This window comes from Streptomyces sp. NPDC059456, from assembly GCF_042750055.1.
Taxonomy (GTDB): Bacteria; Actinomycetota; Actinomycetes; order Streptomycetales; family Streptomycetaceae; genus Streptomyces.
Genome location: NZ_JBHYVA010000438.1, coordinates 1 through 7287 on the forward strand (window position 1 = coordinate 1; position 7287 = coordinate 7287).

General features: G+C 69.0%; 6 protein-coding genes and 1 pseudogene. 2 read left to right on the top strand and 5 right to left on the bottom strand.

All coding sequences use genetic code 11. The features are described 5' to 3' along the window. Positions 1–379 precede the first annotated feature (379 nt). On the bottom strand, positions 380–895 hold the full coding sequence (locus tag ACFXA3_RS29500) for a hypothetical protein (protein ID WP_385191597.1): 516 nt from the start codon (positions 893–895) through the stop codon (positions 380–382). A gap of 279 nt (positions 896–1174) precedes the next feature. Continuing rightward, positions 1175–1474 (bottom strand): annotated as a pseudogene (locus ACFXA3_RS29505) (ATP-binding protein); the annotation flags it as partial. 26 nt (positions 1475–1500) lie between these two features. Here ACFXA3_RS29505 and ACFXA3_RS29510 point away from each other — a divergent pair. Further along, positions 1501–1857: a DUF6233 domain-containing protein gene (locus tag ACFXA3_RS29510; RefSeq protein WP_385191598.1), complete on the top strand. Its 357-nt coding sequence runs from the start codon at positions 1501–1503 to the stop codon at positions 1855–1857. 40 nt (positions 1858–1897) lie between these two features. On the opposite strand, the gene ACFXA3_RS29515 is transcribed toward ACFXA3_RS29510, so the two are convergent. Then, the gene (locus ACFXA3_RS29515) at positions 1898–3004 is read right to left on the bottom strand and encodes a helix-turn-helix domain-containing protein (protein WP_385191599.1); all 1107 of its coding nucleotides are present in this window, start codon (positions 3002–3004) and stop codon (positions 1898–1900) included. Positions 3005–3690: 686 nt separating this feature from the next. Here ACFXA3_RS29515 and ACFXA3_RS29520 point away from each other — a divergent pair. Then, the gene (locus ACFXA3_RS29520; protein ID WP_385191600.1) at positions 3691–4140 is read left to right on the top strand and encodes a hypothetical protein; all 450 of its coding nucleotides are present in this window, start codon (positions 3691–3693) and stop codon (positions 4138–4140) included. A gap of 267 nt (positions 4141–4407) precedes the next feature. Here the strand turns inward: ACFXA3_RS29520 and ACFXA3_RS29525 are convergent, their stop codons facing one another. Further along, positions 4408–5535 carry a hypothetical protein gene (locus ACFXA3_RS29525; protein ID WP_385191601.1) on the bottom strand — a complete coding sequence of 376 codons (1128 nt, stop codon included), beginning with the start codon at positions 5533–5535 and terminating at the stop codon, positions 4408–4410. A gap of 332 nt (positions 5536–5867) precedes the next feature. Beyond that, positions 5868–6686, bottom strand: coding sequence for a class I SAM-dependent methyltransferase (locus ACFXA3_RS29530; RefSeq protein WP_385191603.1), 819 nt, complete (start codon positions 6684–6686; stop codon positions 5868–5870). Positions 6687–7287: the final 601 nt, after the last annotated feature.

The window sequence follows — 7287 nt, forward strand, 5'->3', positions numbered from 1 at the left end:
ATAGAGTGTGGGGTGGGTGCCCGCCGGGCGGGCCCCGGCCGCACACCCCCCACCCCGGCCGGGCCCCGCTACGGACGCCTGGGCGCCGCCGACACGGCCCCACCTCGCGACAAGCCGAGAGTGGCTACGTAGGTGAGATACGAGTACGAATGTCGGCGATTGCTGGCAGCGGTTCTTGCCCGAGTGGCTCGGGAATGTCGGTCAGAAGCAGAAACGTCTGGACCACGCCAACGCCCACCGCGCTGCCGCTTCAGCTCGGCCAAGGCTCGACCCGCGCCATTCCACGTTGGCCAGGCCCACGTCGCGAGGAAGATCGGATCAGCACAGGGGAACGGCCGGGACGCCTTCTTGCAGCCCGGCCGTCGCAACGGTGCCGGCCTCAGGCGTCGGGGTTCTTGCCCTCGATCGTCTTGTTGAGGCGGTCGATCTGGAGCTTGGCGAAGTCGCCGTAGGGCTGGGGCTGGTTCTCCTTCAGGTTCCCGCTCTCCAGCCGGATCAGGGCGTTTTTGACGCGCATCATGACCTCGGTGTGCGGGCCCGTGAAGGCGTCGGTCTCGTCCGCGCCCGCCGAGATCTTCAGCGGCTTCGCCTCGGACCCGGCCTTCCGCCGAGCTTCGGCTGTCATGCCCTTCAGCCCTGCCTTCGCGTCGTCCACCGACCGGAACGACACGATGGTGAACCTGATACTCGATTCGCTCGCCGTCCCGCCCTCTTCGAGGAAGAGGCGAATTGACCCGACCGAGACGAAGCCGCCGCAGTTCGTCTTCGTCTGCTCCTCGCATTCCCGCATGTTGTCGGCGCCGTCCTTGTCGATCTGGACGCCGCCCACTGGCCGCCAGCCCTGTGGCGCTGCCGACTTGCTGATGAGGGCCGTACGGATCATGTCCTCGGTCACGACCACCGGAGCCTTCGCCTCGCCGCCCCCGACGGCGCCGACAGCACCCGCCTCAGCGTCCCCGTCGCTTCCGCACGCCGTCAGCGCCACTATCAACGCTGCTCCACCCGCAAACCCCCGTACTGTCTTGAACACCGTCAACCCTTCTGACTTCTAGATCACTTGACGTGCAGACTCAATCTCATCGCAGCGTTGCGTGCCAACTTGTCTGACTGTCGTCAGGTGATCCGGAAGAAGCCTGGAGCTCGTCAGAACGGAGGCCAGGTCCTCGGGATGGGTTCAGCTGATCGGCTGTTGCCCGGCGCGGGCGCGGGTGGTGGCGAGGCGATAGGAGTCGGTGCCGGTTTCGATGATGTTGCCGCCGAAGGTGAGGCGGTCGACGATGGCCGCGCATAGGCGAGGGTCGGTGAACGTCTTTGTCCAGCCAGAGAAGGATTCGGCCGAGGCGATCGCGACGCTGTTCTTTTCCTCCCGTTCAGTCAGGACCTGGAAGAGGAGTTCGGCGCCGCGGCGGTCGAGTTCCATGTGGCCGAGTTTGTCGATGCAGAGGAGGTCGACGCGGCCGTAGCGGGCGATGGTCCCGGCGCGTCGCCCACCTGCCCGTCATGCAGGGACGCGCGGCGGGCACAGTACGGGAGCTGAGCGTGGCCATCCTGCCGCCCGACGCCACTCGGTTGCGGACGCTGGTCACCTACCTGCGCGGCGAGCTGCGCCGCACAAAAGCCGCCCTCTCTGCGGCCGAGGAGCAGGAGGCGGCCGGCGCCCGAGCCTGCGGCGTGGCTGGTGGAACGCGGGATCGGGGTGGGCCGGCCCCCGGTCCGCGTCCATGCCGGGGGGGGTGCTGGGACAGCAGCCGGCGGTGCGCACCCGCGTCTGCGGCGCAGGTGCGGCGGCTGCTCGCCGGGGGTGTGTCTGCCTGCCCGCGCTGCCGTCCGGATACTGCGCTCGGGGTGCTGGAGTAGGCGGACACCGGCACGGTGGCGGGGTGGGCGGGGCCGGCCGTCAGGCCTGTTCGATCTCCGCCATCAGCAACCGCAGTGTGAGGGAGTGTTTTTCCGGCGGCAGGGCATCCAGGGCCGCCCGGGCGTAGGCGGCCCCGCCCAGCACGTCCCCGGACCGGGCCAGCATGAGTCCCCGGTGCAACTCCAAGTGCGTCGCGAAACGCGGCAGCTCCGCGGGGAGCTCCCGGCGCGCGGCCTCCTGGGCCTGCACCGCCCCCCGTTCGTCGCCCAGACGAGCCAGGAGCAGCGATAGGAAGACGTTCATGCGCCACCAGGGCACGGCGTAGTCACTGGTCTGCGCGTGCGACCCCGCGATGTCGAACAGGCGCCGGCCCCGGTCCGCCAGGTGGAGCGCCGTTGCCTGGTCCCCGCGGATCGCCGCCGCGTGTGCCTTGCCCATGACCGCGTTCAGCAAGCCCAGGGAGGGGCGGTCCGATATCGCCATGGCCTGGTCGGCCAGAACGTCGGCCACCCCGAGACAGGCACCCTCGTAGCCCAGGGCAATGGCGGCCCGCCCCCGTACCCATACCCGCGCATCGTCGTCGCCGGACTCATCCGCGGCAGTCGCCGCCATCCGATACCAGTGCACCGCCCTGGACCCGTCCGCCCCCGGGAACGTCTTCGCGTAGAGGGTCATCAGCCGAGAGGCGACAGACCACAACCGAGGGTCGTCAAGTTGCTGCTGCACCGTGACAAGCTCACCAGAAACACGACGTTGGATGTCCGCCGCGCCCATCGACATGTACTCCGTGCCGTACGTTGCAAGCTTGGCTTCCCACTCCTGGGCTGACGGCCCGCCCCGCAGCCGTGCGGCGAATCCCGCGCTGATCAGATCAGAGGCAACAACAGGGGCTATCGCAGCCCCGGCCACATCGGTAAGGAACACCCGTCGGTCCACTTCACCCTCCAGGACAGCCAGAGGAACATCGAGCACGGCGGACAGCGCAGCCAGGTAGAACGGACCGGGCCTGACCCGGCCCCGCTCCCAGTTGCTCACATACTCCCGGGTCAACGTCGTGCCGTGAACCTTGTTGATCTCCGACGCTAACCGCCCCTGGCTCCACCCACGAGCCCTACGAAGATCCCGGATCAACTCCCCGATATCCATAGGGCCATCTTGCTACCAGCACTGCCACTAGACAGAAGGATTCGGCAGCTCGGGCCCCCCTTGCCACCCCCGATCACACTAGGCCGAGCCCCCCAGCAGCGAGACCATACCCAGCACCAGGGGCAACACGGAGGTACGACATGGCAGCGGCAGCACAGCAAGCACGGGAAGCTATCAGGCCGGAACGCCCGGCGCCTCTGAAGCACGCGTGTGCACTGCACCGCCGACTGGAGGCCGACCTACAAGTGGCCGAACGCGTCGCCAACTTCGAGGCGGCTGAACTACTGCGGCGCCAGCTACGCAACCACTCCTGCGGAACCTGACCCACCACAGCGCAATACGGCCCGAGCCCCGGATTCAATCCGAAGCCCGGACCCCATTCGGGATGATCAGTTGCGGGACGGTGCCCAGAAGTCCTCGGGCAGGCCTTGCCCGTACACGCCCTATCGGCACGGGCTCGACCGGCATGCCCCGCGGCCTAGCCGCCGCCGTTTACCGGGCGGTGCGCTGTTGGTCGGTGCGGTGAGCGAATGCACGGTCCGCGCGGCGGCGGTGGTAGACGACCTCGGGCCGAATACCGGCAGCGAGAGCGGCCTGTCGCAGTGCGACGCCGGGGCCCTGACGCCGAAGAATGCTTCCCAGTCGTCGACGGTGGGCGCCGCATCCGGCGAACGTGGGTGCTCGCGGTGGGCGGCGTCCATCGCCGCGGTGAACGCCGGATCGCGCCGGCGTCGCTGGTAGATCACGGCGGTGATGATCCCGACTTCGGCCGCCGCGGCGGTATCAGACAGGCCGGCTTCCAAGCGGTCGAGGAAGGCGCGTCGGCGCTCGGGGGTGAAGCAGCACAGCCCGGCGGCGGTCCAGAGACCTCATGGATATCTTTCGGGGGAAGTCGGTCCGCGCCGCGCACGAGCGCCCCCGTGCCGCCCACCCGATACGAACGCCGGATCGTCGCGGCGCCAGTGACTGGCCTTGCCGGCGCCGTCGAAGAGAATCTGCGCAGCCAGGCTCGGCGTGCAGCCCAGAGCGAGGAGGCGCAGGTACTCGGCGCGTTCGGTAATGCCGGCGGCGCCGATGCCGTCGGGGTCGGTGCCCGCCAGGAGCAGGGCGAGGGCCGTGTCGGCGGGCCGCGGTGAACACCACCCGGACCTCGACGCCTGTGGCGTGCTCGGCGGTGGCAACATCCTGTCCGTCCCATAGCCGGACAAGAGCGTCGACTGCTTCGGGCAGACAGGACATCAGGCATGCCCGCACGCTATGGGTGCCCCTACCCGTGTACCCCGGCGACAGGCCGGAGCCAGGCCGGGTCATAACGGGTAGTACGGCCCGCCTCTGACACATGGAGCGCTGCTCCGCTGGGCATCACGGGGGCCTTTTGTTCTAGGGGTCACCGGCTCCTGGGCTCAGCGGGACGCATGTGCCAGCGCTTCTGCGACGAGGGTTACCAGGGTGACCATCGGGGCCGCAGCCTGGAAACCGGTGATCCGCTCCACCACTTCGTGGTCGGCGAGGGACTCCGTCCATGCCTCCAAGGCGCGCTGGTCTGGGCTGCCCGGGCACCGGCTGATCAGGTCCACGAGATCATGCCGGGCCATCGTGGAGGCGATCCTGAGCGTGGCGCGCTCGGCAGCGGGGGTGCTACCTGCGGCGGCCGCGGCCTGGCGGAGATCTACGTGGCCCGTGGTGATGTCCAGGTGTGGCCGAAGGGCAGGCATCTGGCCGTGCCCAGTGATCAGTGTCGGTACTGCCGTCGTGCGCACCCACTTCTCCAGCCGGCCGAGTTCGTGCACCGTGACGATCCACTCGCCGGTGTGCGGGCGCTGGAGCGCGACGGTGGGGACGATGTTGAGGTAGGCCCGTTCTCCTCGTGGGGCAGAGGCCAGAATGTCGCCCGGCTCCATGGCGATGCTGCGGCGCGTGCCGGGTTCCAGGGGGGCTGCGACCTCAATGCCGGGGTGGGGCTGGTCGGGGTAGACGGCGCCGAGGCGAGTGGTGGCGATGGCCGGCATGCGGTGCTTGACCAAGTTGGTGTGTTCGGCCAGCAAGCGCAGCGGGTGCGTCTCGGTGTCCTCCTGCTGGAAGGGCTGGAGCATGCGCAGTCGTCCGGCAAGAGGGCCTGCGGCATCGAGCGGGGGCAGGGTCCGGCGGCGGCGGTCGGCCAGCCATCGGTCGAAGGCCTCTGGAGTGACGGTGGCGGGGACCTCGATACAGCGTTCCTCGGGGCCGGCCAGCGGGCGGCCGAGGAGGTGCTCGATCTCGGAATACAGGGAGTGTTCCAGGGCTGCGCGGAGCTGGGTAAGCGCATCGGCCACAAGCCGGGGGATCATGGCAGGCAGAGGGGCAATGCCGCGGACGATCACGTCCGTGCGGTCCCCGCGCACGGTCTCCCCCAGCATGAGCGGGCCCGCCTCGGTGTAGTCCGCGATCAGGCGGGCGGCTCGTTCGACGATGTCGTCCACGTGGGCCAGGGTCGCCACGACGTGCAGCTGGTGATCGGGAAGCCAGGAGGGGTCAGTACCGGGCCAGGTCATGGTGCTGAGAGTAGCTACAGGCAGGTTGCGCGCATACCTGGAATTCTCTTTCCGGGAAGCCCGCGCAGGGGCGCCGGCCACTCCCATCTTGCGCTCGACGCCGGACAGCCGCCCGAGCACGAACGCCCGCGCTGTTGATCGGGGCTCAACGTGCCTGAACTGGCCGGCGATGCACGCCATGGCCTGGTCGAACATCGCGTGCCAGCGGGCGGTGTCTGCACTGCGGCCCGCGGCCATCGCACCATCTTCAGTCGTCCACACAACTCCTGTGATCACGCGGTGGCCGCTCGCACTGTCGGCCGGGGTCGCCGCGACATCGAAGGGTGCCCAGCTCACCGCACCCGGGCGAGGAAGAGTTCGCTGAGGTGGTCCATGCCGATGCCGCCGCCGTGTGCGTCCAAGACCTGGGCCGTCTCGGCCAGGACCTGCTCGCGCCGATCGGCGGGCAGGACGCGATAGGTTGAGAGCGAGGCCAGCCATCCCAGGTAGCGGTCGGTGTCGTAGTACTGGTCCTGTCGGTACCGAACGGCATGCAGGTCGATGAACCGGCCGTCGCGGCGGCATTCAGCCTCCGGCCAGCCGTCCAGCCCGAGCGAGCTTCCGGGTACCTCGCCATAGGAGGACGCCAGCTCGCTGTGCGGCGTGTTGGTCATCCCATGACGGCCGTCGACCTCGGCCAGTGCGGTCCGCAACTCTGCATCACGGACCCCGTGCGGGTTCCAGAACAGTGCCACCGCGCCGCCGGGCGCGAGGGCCGCGTGTGCCAGGTTCCAGCGCCGCTCCGGGTCCGCCCAGTGCCAGGACGAGGCGGCGAGGAGAAGTCCGAAGCGTCGCCCGCCCGGCTGCCAGTCCTCGAACCTGTCGCACTCGACCCGGACCCCCGGATAGCGCGCTGTGTTGCGGCGCAGGACCTCGGCCATGCGCGGGTCGGGCTCAATGCACACAAGTGGAGTGCCCAGCTCGGCGAACGGCACCGTGGCTTTCCCGGTACCCGCGCCGACCTCCACCGCCGCACAGCCACCCAGAGCCGCGTACGCCAGAACCTCCGCGACCAGCGCGTTCGAATACCCTGGTCGAGCGGCGTCGTAGAGCTCGGCCACCTCGCCGAACACCTGACTGCGTGCCATGTCGACCCGTACCTCTGCGGTCATGCGCATCCCCTCGACTCCCCAATCGGCGAGCGGTCACCCTACAGACGAAGCCGGCACCGAAGCCCACCACCCACCTCGGACAGACGCCAACCACACGTGATCACGAAGTCGCACTGGAGTACCAGGCCGACCGTTTGGCGCACCGGAAGCGGCGCCGCCAGGGGCGCAGGCGCGTTTCTGCAGTGAAACGAGACACCCTCACGGGTGAGCTGGCAGTTACCTGCGTGCGAACGACACCGACCGTCTCGTCCGGTACCTCATCATCCGGGGTCGGATCCTGTGCGGCTGCCGCAATCAACAGCAGCAGCCGCACGGAATCCTGCCAGCGGCTCGCTTTGCGTACGGTTGGCCCTGGTTCCACTCGCGCGCCCCCCTTGCCCGACCTTCAGCGCCAAAAGGACATCCTTGCAGGGCCGGCGCCTCGCCACCCAGGGGCGGAACAAAATATCCGCGCGAGACATGCCCCCTCGGCGTTCCACGCCTGCCGGGTCAGACGATTGCGGCCGCGTCAACTGGGTCGCCCGACCCCTCTGCGGTCGGAAACTCGACTGTCGTCGCACTGGGACGGGCAGTTGGGGTCACACCGCCAGACAGGAGGTTC